Source organism: Streptomyces sp. NPDC051105 (assembly GCF_040682795.1).
Lineage (GTDB): Bacteria > Actinomycetota > Actinomycetes > Streptomycetales > Streptomycetaceae > Streptomyces.
In genome coordinates this window covers 298,384-314,552 of record NZ_JBFBBR010000007.1, presented here as the reverse complement: position 1 = coordinate 314,552, position 16,169 = coordinate 298,384, and the positions used below count along the sequence as shown (strand labels likewise).

The 16,169-nt window shown below is 69.6% G+C and carries 6 protein-coding genes and 1 pseudogene; 5 read left to right on the top strand and 2 right to left on the bottom strand.

The features are described from left to right. Positions 1-239: 239 nt before the first annotated feature. Positions 240-971, bottom strand: a complete 732-nt coding sequence (locus tag AB0N16_RS19970; protein WP_365798376.1) for an ABC transporter ATP-binding protein — start codon at positions 969-971, stop codon at positions 240-242. 304 nt (positions 972-1,275) lie between these two features. Between AB0N16_RS19970 and AB0N16_RS19965 the strand changes: the two genes are divergently transcribed. The 5 genes and pseudogenes from AB0N16_RS19965 to AB0N16_RS19945 all read left to right on the top strand — a co-directional run bounded on the left by AB0N16_RS19965 (position 1,276) and on the right by AB0N16_RS19945 (position 14,154). Beyond that, complete coding sequence (locus AB0N16_RS19965) at positions 1,276-4,125, top strand: carbohydrate-binding protein (RefSeq protein ID WP_365798374.1); 2,850 nt, start codon at positions 1,276-1,278, stop codon at positions 4,123-4,125. Positions 4,126-4,405: 280 nt separating this feature from the next. After that, positions 4,406-7,966: a choice-of-anchor D domain-containing protein gene (locus tag AB0N16_RS19960; protein ID WP_365798372.1), complete on the top strand. Its 3,561-nt coding sequence runs from the start codon at positions 4,406-4,408 to the stop codon at positions 7,964-7,966. Positions 7,967-8,032: 66 nt separating this feature from the next. Beyond that, entirely contained in the window at positions 8,033-10,006 is a 1,974-nt protein-coding gene (locus tag AB0N16_RS19955; protein WP_365798370.1) for a discoidin domain-containing protein, read from the top strand. A 48-nt stretch (positions 10,007-10,054) separates the two neighbouring features. Then, a pseudogene (locus tag AB0N16_RS19950) lies at positions 10,055-10,326 on the top strand (hypothetical protein); the annotation flags it as partial. Positions 10,327-10,824: 498 nt separating this feature from the next. After that, complete coding sequence (locus tag AB0N16_RS19945) at positions 10,825-14,154, top strand: lectin (RefSeq protein WP_365798368.1); 3,330 nt, start codon at positions 10,825-10,827, stop codon at positions 14,152-14,154. 79 nt (positions 14,155-14,233) lie between these two features. Here AB0N16_RS19945 and AB0N16_RS19940 read toward each other — a convergent pair whose 3' ends face one another. Beyond that, positions 14,234-15,943: a carbohydrate binding domain-containing protein gene (locus AB0N16_RS19940; RefSeq protein ID WP_365798366.1), complete on the bottom strand. Its 1,710-nt coding sequence runs from the start codon at positions 15,941-15,943 to the stop codon at positions 14,234-14,236. Between the last annotated feature and the right edge of the window lie 226 nt (positions 15,944-16,169).

The window sequence follows — 16,169 nt, the reverse complement described above, 5'->3', positions numbered from 1 at the left end:
GTGCCGGGGACTCGCCGTCCAGGGCGTTCCACACGGGGACGTAGCCGTCGCCGCCCGCCGAGCCCAGGACGAGTCGCGGGTGGTCAGGTCCACGGCCAGGGCCAGACCATGACCAGACCAGACCAGGCCAGGCCAGACCAGACCAGACCAGACCAGGCCAGGCCGGGGCGGGCCGGGGGCGCGCTTGCCGTCCCGAACGCCCGGCGTCGGCTCTCACCGCCGGGCAGCGGGCGGTGGCGTCAGCCGTCCTCGACGATGCGGCCGTCGCGGAGTTCGAGCACGCGGTCGGCCAGTGCCAGGAGTTGCGTGTCGTGGGTGGCGACGAGGGCGGTGACGGATTCGCTGCGGACGACGGCGCGCAGCAGGTCCATCACCGTGAGACCGGTGTCGGCGTCGAGCTGGCCGGTGGGTTCGTCGGCGATGATCAGCGCCGGGTTGTTGGCGAGCGCGCGGGCGATCGCGACCCGCTGCTGCTGGCCGCCGGACAGCTCGCCCGGACGCTGGTCGGCGTGGTCGGAGAGGCCGACAAGGGAGAGGAGAAGGTCGACGCGGGCTTCGCGGTCGCGGGCCGGGACCTTCCGCAGGCGCAACGGGACCCCGACGTTCTCGGCGGCGGTCAGAATCGGGATGAGGCCGAAGGACTGGAAGACGAAGCCGATGCGGTCGCGGCGCAGTGCCAGCAGGTCGTCCTCGCCGAGGCCGGCCAGGTCGGTGCCGTCCAGGATGATCCGGCCGGCGTCCGGCGTGTCGAGGCCACCGACCAGGTTGAGCACCGTGGTCTTGCCGGAGCCGGAACGGCCTCTGAGGGCGACGAGTTCGCCGCGCGCCACGCTGAAGGAGACGCCGCGCAGCGCGTGGACGGCGGTGGCACCGCTGCCGTAGGTGCGGCGCAGGTCCTCGACCACCACCATCACGCCGGCCGGTGGCCCGACATCCGCAACAGCGCTGTGACCGCTGGACTGTTCGCTCATACTTCCCCTCCCGCCCCGCCCGGCTCGGCCGGAGCGGTCCCGCCTCCGCACCGTACGGCACGCCGGACCTCCGCCGGAAGGTCGGCCAGGGACGCACCACCGGGCGGAACGCGCTCGGCACGGCGACCTGACACGCCCACTCCGCGATCCTGACCGTTCGCACCATCCGAGATTTGCGTCGACAGGCAAGAATCTTGCGGCAAGTTGGGAGATTCATTCCTTACTTCATCAGAATCTAGCGGGGCGGATGCGTGCTCTGTACGGTCGGGGCGCCGACTTCCCCTCTTCTCTGCAGGAGCATCAGATGCTGACGATCTCCAGACCCCGGCGACTGGCGGTGACCGTCGTCGCCGCGGTCGGCGCCCTGTGCGTGTCCGCCTTACCGGCCTCCGCCGCCCAGGAGGCCCCGCCCTCCAAGGCGCTCCGGGCCGGGCCGACGGCCCCCGCTCCCCGGCAGGGGACTACGGCCCCCGCTCCCCGGCAGGCGCGGGCCGCGGCGGTGGGTGCGACGACGCCGTTCTCGGTCTACGAGGCCGAGGCCGGAACGCCGGGCGGCGGTGCGGCCGTCCGGTCGCTGACCTCGGCGCCGACGACGCAGTACGCGAGCGCCGCCCTGGAGGCCTCGGGCCATTCCTACGTCCACCTGGGTGGCACCGGTCAGTCGGTGCAGTGGACGAACACCACCGGGCGGCCGATCTCCTTCCTCAACGTCCGCGCGAGCATCCCGGATTCGGTGTCCGGCGGCGGCGTCACCGGAACGCTGGACCTGTACGTCAACGGGGTGTTCCGGCAGGCGCTGAACCTCAACTCGAAGCAGAGCTGGGTGTACGAGGGCAACGGCAACTACAACACGAGCGACAACCAGAACCCGGCCGACGGCGACCCGAGGGTCTTCTGGGACGAGTCGCACACCTTCGTCACCGGGTCCCCGATCCCGGCGGGCGCCACGTTCTCGCTCCGGAAGGACTCCGACAACAGCGCGTCCTTCTACGACGTGGACTCCGTCGACGTGGAGAACCCGCCGGTGCCGCTGACGCAGCCGGCGAACTCGATCTCGATCACGAGCTGCGGCGCGGTGGCGGACAACAACCCGACCAACGGCGCGGCCGACGGCCAGTCGGTGGACAGCCGGGCCGCCATCCAGAACTGCATCGACCAGGCCCAGCAGCAGGGCAGGACCCTGTGGATCCCCCAGGGCACCTTCTACGTGAAGGGCACCGCGGGACTGAGCGCGCGGGGGATCACCATCGCGGGCGCGGGGCTCTGGTACAGCACGATCTACCGTGACGTCCCGGTCCCCAACAGCACACCGCTGGCGGCCCTGTTCGACCTGACCTCCTGCACTGTGCGTGACTTCCACATCGACGCCAACGCGGTCAGCCGGAGCACCATCGGCGGGGACGGCGGCGCGATGGACACCACCGGCACCGGCTGGCTGGCCGACGGCATCTGGACCCAGCACACCATGTCGGGCTTCTGGGCCTCCGGCACCGGCGGCAAGGTGCAGAACAGCAGGCTGACGTCGATCTGGGCGGACGGGATCAACGTCAACAACGTCTCGCTGGGAGCGGACACCGGGAACAACCTCACGGTCACGAACAACTTCGTCCGCGGCACCGGGGACGACGCGATCGCCATCAACTCGGTCAACTACAACACCAACGGCGACGGTTCCAAGACCTACTACAACCCGATGAGCAATGTCACCGTCAGCGACAACACCTCGATCGCGCCGTGGGGCGGCAAGGGTGTCGGGATCTACGGCGGCAGCGGCCACCAGGTCAGGAACAACTACATCAGCGACACGGCCCGTTACATCGGTCTGGGCGCCGGGCGCTTCGGTGTCAACGGCAGCGACCTGCTGTCCGCGACCGTGACGGGCAACACCGTGGTCCGCTCCGGCGGCAACGCCTACAGCCAGGGCCAGCCCGCCCTGCACATCGGCAACGGCGGCGACGGTCAGAACACCGGGATCGTCGACAAGGTCACGGTGACCGGCAACACCGTCACCGACTCCCTCTACGACGGGATCGGCTTCTCCACCTCGACCAACACCCTGCTGCAGGACAACACGGTCAACAGTCCCGGCCGCAACGGCATCGCGATCGCGCCGTCGTTCTACCCGGCGCCCACCGGCTCCGCGACGATCACCGGCAACACGGTCACCGGGCTCACCGCCGGCGCCTCGGCCTTCGTCAACAACTCCACCGGGTACGTCGCGACGTTGAGCGACAACCACTGGCCGCCGGCCGCTCCCGAGGCTCCCTACGGCGGCACCCCGGCCGCCGTGCCCGGCACGGTGCAGGCGGAGAACTACGACACCGGCGGCCAGGGGGTCGCGTACAACGTCACGTCGGTCAACGGCAACGCCAACTCCTACCGCGCCGACGGCGTGGACCTGGACAACACCTCGGACACCGGCGGCGGTTACAACCTGGGCTGGACCGGCGCCGGACAGTGGTTCCGCTACACCGTGGACGTCGCCGCGGCCGGCACCTACACCGTCAGCCTGCGCGTCGCGGCCCCGGCCGCGGTGACAGGCGCGCTGCACCTGTCGGACGCCTCCGGCACCGATCTCACCGGAGCCGTCGACCTGCCCGCCACCGGCGACTGGCAGACCTGGGGTACCGCGACCACCCAGGTGACCCTGCCCGCAGGCCGGCAGACTCTGACACTCCACCAGGACACCGGTGGCTGGAACATCAACCACCTCGGCTTCACCGCCGGCACCGTCACCCCCGGGACCGACCTCGCCGCCGGCAGGCCCACCAGCGAGTCCAGCCACACCGACGTCTACGCGTCCTCGAACGTGACGGACGGCAACCAGGGCTCCTACTGGGAAAGCGCCAACAACACGTTTCCGCAGTGGGTCCAGGTCGACCTGGGCTCGGCCCGGAGCGCCTCCCGCGTGGTCCTGCAACTGCCCGCCACCTGGGGCGCCCGCAGCCAGACCCTCACTCTCAGCGGCAGCACGGACGGCACCACCTTCACCACCCTGAAGTCCTCGGCCGCCCACACCTTCGACCCGAGCGCCAAGAACACCGTCACGCTCACCTTCCCCGCCGCCACCCAGCGCTACTACCGCGTCACCATCACCGCCAACAGCGGCTGGCCCGCGGGCCAGGTGTCCGAGTTCCAGATCTGGAACTCCTGACCCACCCGCTCCACGGTGCCGCCGGACCCCCGTCCGGCGGCACCGCCATGTGAGCGGCCGGCACCGGATGCGGCCTCAGAGCGACGCATTAGATCTTGCAGCTGGAATTTTTATTGTTGCAATGCTCTGTCTAGTTCTTGCGCACCCATGTCGAGGATATTACGGTCCCCCTCGCGTCGTTACCGCCCCGTGTCTCCCCCCCTCTCCCTTTGGGTCCCCTCCCTCTCTCCGGCGGTGTCAGCGGCACAGTTCCGGTATTTCATGATCAAAGGAGTGGCAAGTGTTCCATTCCATCCGAGATCTGAGACGAGTCCTCGTCTGGGCGGTGAGCACCGCGATGGTGGCTGCCGTCGGCGTCGTCGCTCTGGCTGTCCCACCGGCCTGGGCGGCGACCGCCGCCACCGGCGGCAGCGGTGCGAGCCTGCCGTACGTCGAGGTGCAGGCGGAGAACTCCGCCACCAACGGCTCACCCATCGGCCCGAGTTACACCCAGGGCCAGTTGGCCGACGAGGCGTCGTACCGCAAGGCGACGACGCTCCAGGGCACCGGCAAGTACGTCACGTTCACCACGCCGGTGGCCACCAACTCGATCAACTTCCGCTACAGCATCCCCGACACCTCGAACGGCTCGGTCTACACCGCCGCGCTGTCCCTGTACATCGACGGCGTCAAGCAGCCCGACTTCACCCTGACCAACGCCTACAGCTGGTACTACGGCAGCTATCCCTTCACCAACTCGCCGGGCAGCAACCCGCACCACTTCTACGACGAGGCCCACCGCCTGTTCGCCACCACGTATCCAGCGGGCACGACCTTCAAGCTCCAGGTCGACGCGGGCGACACCGCCTCCTCGTACACGATCGACTTCGCCGACTTCGAGCAGGTCGGCGCCGCCCTGACCGCACCCTCGGGGTCGGTGTCGGTGACCAGCAAGGGCGCGGACTCGACCGGTGTGGCCGACGCGACCAGCGCGTTCAACGCCGCGATCAGCTCGGCGGGACCCGGCGGCACCGTGTGGATCCCGCCGGGCACCTACAACATCCCCGGCCACATCAGCGTCAACAACGTCACCATCGCCGGCGCCGGCATGTGGTACTCCACCGTCACCGGCACGGCACCCGGCTTCTACGGCAACTCCGCGCCCTCGGCCAGCACCGGCGTGCGTCTCCAGAACTTCGCCATCTTCGGCAACGTGCAGGAGCGCAACGACAGCGCCCAGGTCAACGGCATCGGCGGCGCGATGAGCGACTCGACCGTCTCCAACCTGTGGATCGACCACATGAAGGTCGGCGCCTGGATGGACGGGCCGATGGACGGGCTGACCTTCACCGGCCTGCGCATCCGGGACACCACCGCCGACGGCATCAACTTCCACGGCGGCGTCACCAACTCCAAGGTGACCAACAGCGACATCCGCAACACCGGCGACGACGGGATCGCCACCTGGGCGGACTCCGCCATCGGAGCCGACGCCAACGACACGATCTCCAACAACACCGTGTCCCTGCAGATCCTCGCCAACGGCATCGCGATCTACGGCGGCCACGACAACACCGTGAGCGGCAACCGGGTGGTGGACTCCGGCATCACCCAGGGCGGCGGCATCCATGTGGGGCAACGCTTCACGTCGACGCCGGTCGGCACCACCACGATCTCCGACAACACCCTGATCCGGGACGGCAGCCTCGACCCGAACTGGCAGTTCGGCGTCGGCGCACTGTGGTTCGACGGCAGCCAGGGCGCGATCAACGGCCCCATCAACGTGACCAACGCGCTGATCCAGCAGAGCCCGTACGAAGCCGTCCAGTGGGTCGAGGGCACCATCAGCGGGGTCAACCTCAACAACGTGACCATCGCCGGCACCGGAACCTTCGCCTTGCAGGAACAGACCGGCGGCGCGGCCAAATTCACCAACGTCACGGCGACCGGAGTCGGTTACTCGTCCCCGGTGTACAACTGCTCGGGCGGCAACTTCGTCGTCACCGACGGCGGCGGCAACTCCGGCATCAGCGGCACGCCGTACTGCGGCGGCTGGCCGGCTCCGGTCTACCCGCCCTACCCGTCGGAGGGCGTGACGGCCACCCCCGGCGCGCTCAACTTCGGGTCCGTCGCGACCGGTTCGACGAGCGCCGCACAGACCGTGACGGTCTCCAACCCGACCAACACGGCCGCGGCCGTCTCGTCGATCTCCGCCGGCGGCGACTACTCCCAGACCAACACGTGCGGCTCGTCGATCGCGGCGAACGGCTCGTGCACCGTCAGCGTGAAGTTCGCGCCGACCGCGACCGGCAGCCGTACCGGCACTCTGACCGTCAACGCGGGCGGGACCACCAGCACGGTCAGCCTCTCCGGTACCGGCACCGCGCCGGGCCCGGTGCTGAACACCGACCCGGCGAGCCTGTCCTTCGAGAGTACGGTGGTCGGCTCGTCGGCCACCGCGCAAACGGTGAAGGTGACGAACTCGGGCACCGCGTCGGCGACCGTCTCGGCCGTCTCGGCGACCGGTGACTTCAGCCAGACCAACAACTGCTCCACCCTCGCGGTCGGTGCGTCCTGCACGGTGACCGTCGGCTTCAAGCCCACCACGGGCGGATCGCGCACGGGCAACCTGACCGTCACCAGCAACGCCAACAACAGCCCGACCGTGGTCTCCCTGACCGGCAGCGGCATCGACAGCACCACCAACATCGCCGCCGGGCGTCCGGCGACGGCGAGTTCGAGCAGCAGTCCGTACGTCGCCTCGAACCTCACCGACCCGGACGCCTCGACGTACTGGGAGGGCACGAACGGCTCGTTCCCGCAGTGGGCCCAGGTCGACCTCGGTCAGAACTACAGCGTCGGCAAGGTCGTGCTCAAGCTCCCGCCGGCGACGGCGTGGTCGGCTCGTACCCAGACCCTGTCGGTGCAGGGATCCACGGACGGCTCCAGCTTCTCGACGATCAAGGCCTCGGCCGGGTACACCTTCGACCCGAACACCAACAACAACACGGTGACCATCACGTTCAACGCCGCCACGGCGCGATACGTGCGGGTGAACATCACCGCCAACACCGGCTGGAACGCCGCTCAGTTGTCGGACTTCCAGGTGTTCCCCAGCTCTGGCGGCTCCTCGCCGGCGACCTTGTCGACCAGCCCGACGTCGTTGTCGTATCCCACCCAGGCGCTCAACACCACCAGCAGTGCGCAGACGGTCACGGTGACCAATACCGGAACCGCCGCGGCGACCGTCTCCGGCATCACCGTCACGGGTGACTTCGCGCAGACCAACAACTGCGGGACGTCGATCGCGGCGAACGCCTCCTGCACGGTCAGCGTCACGTTCAGGCCCACCGCGTCCGGCACCCGCACCGGTGATCTCAGCATCGCCAGCAACGCGTCCAACGGCACGACCACGGTCGGGCTGACCGGTACCGGGGCCGGCACGGTGAGCCGGAACCTGGCGGCCGGCGCGGCCACCACCGAGTCCAGCCACACCGACGTCTACGCGTCCTCGAACGTGACGGACGGCAACCAGGGCTCCTACTGGGAGAGCGCCAACAACGCCTTCCCCCAGTGGGTCCAGGTCGACCTCGGTTCCGCGCAGAGTGCGAGCCGCGTCGTCCTCCAGCTCCCGGCGACCTGGGGTGCCCGCAACCAGACGCTGTCCCTGTCGGGCAGCACCGACGGCTCCGCCTTCACCACCATCAAGTCATCGGCCACGTACACCTTCGACCCCACCACCAACAACACGGTCACCATCACGTTCACCGCGACCACCCAGCGCTACGTCCGGGTGAACATCACGGCGAACAACGGCTGGCCGGCCGGTCAGATCTCCGAGTTCCAGGTCTGGAACACCTGAACCGACCCGATGGTGCCGCCGAGCGCGGGTGCGCTCGGCGGCACCGACCACCGACGAGGAGTCCAGATGGGTGTCACACGCAGAGTCTTCTTGAGGGCCGCGGTCGCGGCCACCGCGGTGGGAACCGTGGGCGCCACCGAGACGGTACTCGCCCAGACCGCGTCGGCGGCCGGCCAGCCGGGCGACGTGGTCGGCAAGATCACCGTCGGCTACCAGGGCTGGTTCGCCTGCGTCGGCGACGGCGCGCCCATCAACGGCTGGTGGCACTGGACCCAGAACTGGGGCCAGCCGCCGTCCCCGACCAACACCGGCATCAGCTGCTGGCCCGACGTGCGGGAGTACACCAACACGTACCAGACGTCGTACGCCGCCCTCGGCAACGGCCAGCCCGCCAAGCTGTTCTCCTCCTACGACCAGCAGACGGTGAACACCCACTTCCTGTGGATGCAGCAGAACAACATCGACACCGCGGCACTCCAACGCTTCAACCCCACCGGCGGTGAGGGCCCCACCCGAGACGCCATGGCGACGAAGGTGCGCAGCGCCGCCGAGTCGTACGGGCGGAAGTTCTACATCATGTACGACGTCTCCAACTGGACGAACATGCAGTCCGAGATCAAGACGGACTGGACGAACAAGATGTCCGCGCACACCGCGTCCTCGGCGTACGCGAAGCAGAACGGCAAGCCGGTCGTCTGCATCTGGGGCTTCGGCTTCAACGATCTCAACCACCCCTTCACCGCCGATGCCTGCCTCGACGTCGTCAACTGGTTCAAGGGACAGGGCTGTTACGTCATCGGCGGCGTCCCGCGCGAATGGCGGACCGGCACCGGGGGCTCACGGCCCGGCTACCTGGGCGTCTACCACGCCTTCAACATGATCTCGCCGTGGATGGTCGGCGCGATCGGCAATGTGACCGAGGCCGACAACGCGTACACCACCTACACCGTCCCCGACCAGGCCGACTGCAACGCCAACGGCATCGACTTCCAGCCCTGCGTCCTGCCCGGCGACGTCTCCGGCCGGCAGCGCGCGCACGGTGACTTCATGTGGCGGCAGTTCTACAACATGGTGCGGGCCGGGGTGCAGGGCATCTACATCTCGATGTTCGACGAGTACAACGAGGGCAACCAGATCGCCAAGACCGCCGAGACCCAGGCGTGGGTGCCCACCAACTCCGGCTTCCTCGCCCTCGACGAGGACGGCACCGTCTGCTCCTCCGACTACTACCTTCGCCTGACCGGCGACGGCGGCCGCATGCTCAAGGGCCAGATCGCGCTGACCGCCACCCGCCCCACCCAGCCGACCCTGCCCACCGGCGGCGACACCACACCGCCTGCCGCGCCGGGCGCCCTGACGGTCACCGGACACACCGGCAACTCCGTCTCGCTGACCTGGAACCCGTCGACGGACAACGTGGGCGTGACCGGCTACCGGATCCTTCAGGTGTCCGGCTCGACCAGTACCCAGGTGGGCACCACCAGCTCAACCTCCTTCACCGTCACCGGACTCGGCGCGTCCACCGCGTACACCTTCGACGTCGTCGCCCTCGACGCGGCCGGAAACGTGTCGCAGCCCTCCAACCAGGTCACCGTCACCACCGACCCCCCGTCCGGCACCACCAACCTCGCCCTCCACCGCCCGACCTCGGAGAGCAGCCACACCCAGATCTACGCCTCGGGCAATGCGACCGACGGCGACGCCAACACCTACTGGGAGTCCGCCAACAACGCCTTCCCGCAGTGGGTCCAGGTCGACCTGGGCGCCGCCACCGGCGTCAGACGGATCGTCCTCAACCTCCCCCCGTCGACCGCCTGGGCCACCCGTACCCAGACCATCTCCGTCCAGGGCGGCACGGACGCCGGCACCTCCACCCAACTCCTCGCCGCTGCGGGCTACACCTTCAACCCGGCGACCGGCAACACCGCGACCCTCACGCTCCCCGCCACCGTCACCACCCGCTACGTACGACTCACCTTCACCGCAAACAACGGCTGGCCGGCCGCGCAGGTCTCGGAGTTCCAGGTCTTCGGCGCGTGATGCCTGCCGGTCCCCGCAGTCTCGGCCGCCGCCGCGATCTCACCCCTTCTCAACGCCTACGCCGGTGAGTACGAGACCGCCCTGGCCGCGCTGGACAGGGCCCTCACCCTGGTCGGCGAACCGGGCCCCGGCAAGGACCAGGCGGGCGAGCGGGCCGGGTGCGTCCGGCCCGCGGCTGTCGTGGAGGGCATCTACCTGGAACGCCCCGTCCCCGCGCTCACTCGCCTCGACGCGGCGATCTCCCGTCTCACCCCCTGGGCCACACCGTGGAGACCGAGCCTCTGACCTCCCTGGCGGCCCAGCTGCGCGACGAGGGATGACAGCGCGGGGAGCCGGGGACCGCGGGGCACTGCCGCCGGAACTCGCCGTCCCCGAGAAAGAAGCCTTTGCTGTGGAGCGGTAACTCCCGCAAGGAATCGCCCGGTTCGGCGCGGCCGTCGGTCCCTTCCGCGGCGAAGGCGGGCTCGCGTCCTCGACGGCGCGGGCCCGTGCGGACGGGTGGGCCGGGGTGCGGCCGCCGGAGGGTCGGTACCCGGCCGTTCGTGAACTTCGCACTCAGAAAGTCTTGTTGGCCTCGTTGACACGCCCCAAGCACAGGCGTTTCACTCGACACTCGTGCATGGCAACGTTGTCAGGCCGTGGGAGCGACTCGGACCGTTGCCTGTCGCCGGCATTCCGGTGTTTTTCGGCGCGCCGACACCTGATGTGCGAAGCACGAACCGCTGCGGAGGCAACCGATGGTGAGACCCCGACGTTCAGCTGCACCAGCCGACCGAGCAAGATTGCGCCGACGCCTCGTTGTGGTCTGCGTCCTGGGCATGGCAGCCCTTCCGCTTCCGGCGACCGGAAGCGCCCAGGCCGCGGGCAACGCGACGCCGCCCCTCGTGAAGGACCCCGCGTCCCTCGTCAACCCCCTCATCGGCACCTCCGGTGCGGTGGACACCTTCCCCGGCCCCGACATGCCGGCCGGCATGGTGCAGTGGGGCCCCGACACCACCCCGCACCGTGCCGACGGCGGCGGCTACGAGTACGCCGACAGCAAGATCTCCGGCTTCAGCCTCACCCACGTCTCGGGACCGGGCTGCCCGGTCGCGGGCGACCTGCCCGTCCTGCCGGTGACCGGCGCGCTGTCGGGCGATCTCGCCGGCACGTCCGTCGGCTTCAGCCACGACGACGAGCAGGCCGGCATCGGGTCCTACAAGGTCACCGACGCCAACGGGGTCAGCACCGAGCTGACCGACACCACCCGGGCCGGTCTTGGCAGCTTCACCTTTCCCTCGGGGCAGCAGGCGAACCTGCTGTTCAAGCTGAGCGGGGGCGCCACCCAGGTGGACGGAACCCGCGTCCAGGTGGTGAACAGCAAGGAGATCAGCGGCGCGATCGACAGCGGTCACTTCTGCGGCGCGAGCAACCGGTACACGCTGCACTTCGACATCAAGTTCGACCGGCCGTTCGCCGCGAGCGGCACCTGGGTCGGCAGCACCATCACCCCCGACGCCAAATCGCTGAAGGCGGGCAAGGTCAGCCGGGCCCCGCAGGCGTCCAAGTCGGCCCCGCTGAAGGAGAAGCACTTCACCGTCCCCGCGAGGCCGGCCCCGACGATCCACGGCAGCGCTGCCAAGGCCTCCGGCACGGCCTCCCTGACACCGAGCGCCAGTGCCGCCTCCCGGCTGTCCAAGGCCGCCCAGGCCGCCCAGCCGCCCACGACCGGCGCGAACGGCATGTACCTGACCTTCGACACCTCCGCGAACCCCACGGTGACGGCGAAGGTCGGCATCTCGTACACGAGCGACGCCAACGCGGCGGACAACCTCGGCACGGAGATCAGGAACTGGAACGTCGGCGCCGTCGAGAAGGCCAACCACGACGCCTGGAACGCGGTGCTGAAGAAGATCGAGGTGGGCGGCGGAACCGCCGACCAGCAGACGCAGTTCTACACCGCGCTCTACCACGCCCTGCTGCACCCGAACGTGTTCTCCGACGCCAACGGCCAGTACATGGGCATGGACAACCAGATCCACGAACTGGCCAAGGGGCAGAAGGCCCAGTACGCCACCTACTCGGGCTGGGACACCTACCGCTCCCAGACCCAGCTGATGGCGATGGTCGAGCCCAAGGTCACGAGCGACGTCGTCACCTCGATGCTCAACGGCTACGACCAGACGGGCCTGCTGCCCAAGTGGGCCTCGAACAACGGCGAGAGCTATGTGATGGTCGGTGACCCGGCCGCCGGCATCATCGCCGGCGCGTACGCCTTCGGCGCGACGGACTTCGACACGGGCAAGGCCCTCGCGGCCCTCCAGCACGAGGCCACCGTCCCGAACAACGACCGACCCGGCGAGTCGGTGCGGGACGCCAAGGGCTACCTCCCGCTGGACGAGAACGACTACAACTGCTGCAACTTCTACGGCCCGGTCTCCACCCAGCTGGAGTACGACTCCGCCGACTATGCTCTCGCCGCCCTCGCGAAGTCGCTGGGCAAAACGGCCGTCTACGAGAAGTTCGCCGCCCGCGCCCAGGACTGGATGAACGTCTTCAACCCGCAGACCGGTTACCTCCAGGCCAAGAACAAGGACGGCCAGTTCGCGACCGGTTTCACCCCCGGCACCTCCAACGGCTTCGTGGAGGGCACCTCCGCCCAGTACACCCCCATGGTGCCGTTCAATCTGAAGCAGCTCATCCAGGCCCGTGGGGGCCCCAAGGCGTACTCGTCCTACCTGGACAGCCTGCTCGACAACATCACGAGCCCCGGCGGCACCGACGCCGACCTGAGCAACGAGCCCAGCGTGGAGATCCCCTGGGAGTACGACTACACCGGTCAGCCGTGGAAGACCCAGGCGGCCGTCCGCGACGCCCAGCAGAACCTGTACTTCAACGCGCCGGTCGGCTCGTTCGGCAACGACGACCTCGGCGCCATGAGCTCCTGGTACGTCTGGTCCGAGCTGGGCATGTACCCGGAGACCCCGGGCACGGACACCCTGGTGCTCGGCAGCCCGGTGTTCCCGGTGGCCCAGGTGGCCCTCGGGAACGGCAAGACGGTGCGGATCAACGCGCCGCAGGCCGCGCCCGGCGCGCCGTACGTGCAGTCACTGAACGTCAAGGGCAAGGCGTGGAACACCTCCTGGCTGACATACCGGCAGTTCAAGGGCGCGGGCACGCTCGACTACACGCTCGGCACCCAGCCGAACACCTCCTGGGCGTCCGGCCCGTCGGCGGTGCCGCCGTCGGACACCACGGGCGGCGGCCGGGTGCTGGCGGCGACCGGTCCGTCCAACGGCCTGGTCCTCCAGCCGGGTGCCGGCGGTGACGGGACCCTCGACGTGACCAACCTCGGCAGTGCGGCCGTCACGGTCGACTGGACGGCGACGGCGCCCTCCGGCGTCACACTGGACACCGCGTCCGGCTCGCTGACGGTGGCCGCCTCGGGCAGCGCGGAGGCGAAGGTCCACGTGACGGCGGGCGCGAGCGAGGGGACGTACCCGGTCACCTTCGCCCTGACCGACCACGGCACCGGTACGGCACTGTCCGGGGCGACGCTCCGCGTGGCCGTCGCCAAGCCCGGCGCGCTGTGGCCGTACGCCACCAACGAGGGCATCTACCCCGACGGCGCCAGCTACTCGGGCGGGTTCGACGGCGGCGGCTGGGCCTACTCGCAGAACGCGCTGGCGGCGGCCGGCGTCACGAGCGGATCCACCCTCACGGTCGACGGCGTCTCCTACACCTGGCCGGCGGTGACCTCCGGTCAGCTGGACAACCTGGAGATGGCCGGCCAGACCCTCCCGATGCCGGCCGGCACCTCGGGGGCGTCGCTGGGCCTGCTGGGCGCGGCGGTCAACGCGCCGACCGACGGCAGCGGGGTCTCGGGCACGCTGACCGTCACCTACACCGACGGCACCACCTCCCAGGCGACGGTCGGCTTCTCGGACTGGACGCTCAACGGCGGACCGAGCAAGCCGCTGCCGGGTGACACGACGGCCGTCACCACCGCCTACCGGAACACCGGGAGCGGGGGCCGGGACGGCGTGAAGACCTATGTCTTCGCCACGAAGGTCCCGCTGGATCCGTCCAAGCAGGTGGCGTCGGTGACGCTGCCGGTGACCGGGTCCTCGGGCACCGACCACCTGTTCGCCTACGGCTTCGGTCAGTAGGGCGCGCGGCGGCACGGACGAGGGGGCCGGTTCCCGGGCACACGCCCGGGAACCGGCCCCCTCTCCGATGCGCCTGTGCTCAACGCAGTGTGAAGTCGTCCGCGTTCACGTTGGACTGGCCGTACCAGCCGTGGGTGTAGACGGTGACCGTTCCGCTGCTGCCGGTGGTGAAACTGACCGTGAGCTGGTTCCAGCTGCTGCTGTTCGACCAGGTGCTCGCGGTGGCGCCGCCGCTGACCCCCAGGTAGGCGTACGGGCCCTGCACCCAGGCGGTCAGCGTGTAGGTGTGGTTGGCGGACAGGGTGACGGTCTGGTCGCACTCGCCGGTGCTGCTGGAACTCGGCGTGACCTGGAGGCTGTGGCTGCCGCTGTGGACCGGGCTGGAGACCACCGAGCTGCCGCCCGTGCAGGTCCACGGGCTCAGACCGCCGGTCTCGAAGCCCGCGTTGGTCAGCGAGCCCCCACCACCGCCCCCTCCGCCGCCGGAAGACGTGACCGTGAGCGAGTAGGTCGCGCTGTGGCTGCCGCCGGCGGCGGTACCGGTGACGGTGATCGGGTAGGTGCCCGCGGCCACGGACGATCCGACCGTCGCCGTCAGCGTCGAACTACCCCCGGATGTCACGGAGCTGGGGCTGAAGGAGACGCTGACGCCCGAGGGTGCGCCGGAGGCGGCGAGGCTGACCGACTCGGCGCTGCCGGAGGTGACGGCCGTGGCGACGGTCGCGGTCACCGAACCGCCTTGGGTGACCGAGGCGGAGCCCGGCGACAGCGACAGGGAGAAGTCGGTGGTGGTGCCTCCGCCGCCGCCCGAGCTGCCCTCGTAGGGCACGAACGCGTCGGTGAACGCGAGCGGGTTCTGGCTGATCTCACTGCACGTGGACAGCGAGTTGGCGGTTCCGCTGCACGGCTGGTCCCGGTTGGCCGACCAGAACGACAGCCGTCCGACGCCGTTCTGCGCGGCGAAGCTCTCCACCGTCTGGGCGTCCGCGAGGGTGAAGGTGGACCCGTCGTCGTTCTTGCCGATCATCGGGGTGATGCCGAGGTTGGCGTAGGTGTAGCCGGAATCGACGGACTGCATCTGCGCCAGCGTGGCCCGGGACGCGGAGAGGGCGGCCTGGCCCATCCCGGTGCCGGTGCCGGCGTAGTAGTCCATGGTCATGATGTTGACGACGTCGATCTTGACGCCGGCGTTCTTGGCGGCCTTCAGGATGTTGACCCCGTCGCCGGTCAGCCCGCTCGTCAGCACCGGCAGGGTCATGGAGAACTGAAGGCCCGGGTTGGCGGCCTTGAGGTCCTTCATCGCCTGCATCTGACGGGCCGCGGCCGCGGTGTCCGCCACGGCGGCGCCCTCGACGTCGAAGTCGAGCTGGGTGACGCCGTAGTCGTTGATGATGGCCTGGTACCCGGCGTCGATGCTGCTCTGGTTCGAGCACGTCCACGCGAGCGGCTCGCCGGCCGCCCCGCCGGAGGAGATGATCACGGAGGCGCCCTCGGCCTTCGCCCTGGCGATCTCCGGGTCGGTGTAGGAGTCGTTGCCGATGGGGAGCGTGTCGCCCCAGATCTGGGTGCAGCCGACACCGAGGACGAAGGCCGCCGTGTAGGCCTTGAGGTGGTGGCCGGTGATGGCCGTGTCGAGCATGCCTTCCTGACCGTTCGACATGTCGACGTAGGGCGCCACGGAGTAGACGCTGCCCGCCGCGGCGTTGCCGGCGGGGGCCAGTGCGACGGCGGCGCCGGTGGCCGTGAGGGCGAGGGCGCACGCGGAAGCCGCGAGTCTTGCCAGGTGCATGACAGTGGCCCTTTCGGGATGCCCAACGAGGGCGGAGAGGTGGGGGAGGGGCCGCGAGCGGTATTGGTACATACCAAACTCCCCGGGGTCTCCGTCGTCAAGAGGACTAGACCAAAGGCTCTCCCAAGACGCGCGTCTCCCGTCAGGGGCGCGGTTCCCCTCTCCGGCCGGCCGGCCGGCGGGCCGGAGACGGGAGGCGCCGGGCCACTTCGCGGTCAGGAACTCG

Coding starts and splice junctions, on each gene's coding strand:
- AB0N16_RS19970 (WP_365798376.1), bottom strand. CDS start 971: ATGAGCGAACAGTCCAGCGGTCACAGCGCTGTTGCGGATGTCGGGCCA.
- AB0N16_RS19965 (WP_365798374.1), top strand. CDS start 1,276: ATGCTGACGATCTCCAGACCCCGGCGACTGGCGGTGACCGTCGTCGCC.
- AB0N16_RS19955 (WP_365798370.1), top strand. CDS start 8,033: ATGGGTGTCACACGCAGAGTCTTCTTGAGGGCCGCGGTCGCGGCCACC.
- AB0N16_RS19945 (WP_365798368.1), top strand. CDS start 10,825: ATGGCAGCCCTTCCGCTTCCGGCGACCGGAAGCGCCCAGGCCGCGGGC.
- AB0N16_RS19940 (WP_365798366.1), bottom strand. CDS start 15,943: ATGCACCTGGCAAGACTCGCGGCTTCCGCGTGCGCCCTCGCCCTCACG.